The following is a 790-nucleotide window of genomic DNA, read 5'->3' as shown; positions in this document are numbered from 1 at the left end:
GCGTGGTCGACCTCGACACCGCCGCACCCGCCTGGGCCGGGCAGCCGGCTTGCGATCCCGACCCGCGCGCGCTCGGGCTCACCGCGCGCCATCTCGCCTATATCATCTACACCTCAGGCTCCACCGGGACGCCCAAGGGCGTCATGGTCGAGCATCGCGGACTGGTCAACCTTACAGCATGGCATGTGCAAACGTTCTGTCCGCAACTAGAAACCTGCTGCGCGCTCACGGCCGGATCAGCATTCGATGCCAGCGCCTGGGAGCTGTGGTCTGCATTCTACAATCGTAGCACTTTGCTGCTCCCGCCCAGGGCGGCAGCGGGAGATTCCTCGCGTCTGTTGCAATGGTGGCATGATCAATCGTTGGCGAGCGCCTTCCTAGTCACGCCGCTGGCTATAACCGCGCTGGAAGACAAGCTGGTAAATTCCACTTTGAAGTACTTGCTGATCGGCGGTGATCGTCTCCAGCGTGTGCCTTCCCTGCCACCGTCGCCCCTCAAGTTGATAAATAACTATGGCCCCACTGAAGCTACCGTCGTGGCAACCTCGGGACGACTCTGCAGCGACAACCTCGTGCCACATATCGGCCGTCCGATCGCGAACACGCGGGTGTATCTCCTGGACGCTCATGGTCAGCCGGTGCCGCTGGGGGCGGTTGGCGAGTTCTATATCGGCGGGGCGGGGGTGGCGCGCGGCTATCTCAACCGGCCCGCGCTGACGGCCGAGCGCTTCATCGCCAGCCCGTTCGTGGAGGGCGACCGCCTCTACCGGACCGGGGATCTGGCGCGCTA

The 790-nt window shown here is 64.1% G+C and carries 1 protein-coding gene; it reads left to right on the top strand.

Going from position 1 to position 790, the window contains the following annotated elements:
* The coding region (locus PU724_RS33825; RefSeq protein WP_426213837.1) for an AMP-binding protein at nt 1-790 on the top strand (790 nt) is incomplete at both ends.

It is taken from the genome of Mesorhizobium abyssinicae, from assembly GCF_049887195.1.
In the GTDB taxonomy this organism is placed as follows: Bacteria; Pseudomonadota; Alphaproteobacteria; order Rhizobiales; family Rhizobiaceae; genus Mesorhizobium; species Mesorhizobium abyssinicae.
Note: the sequence above shows the minus strand (reverse complement) of the source record. Positions and strands in the feature narration are given on the sequence as shown.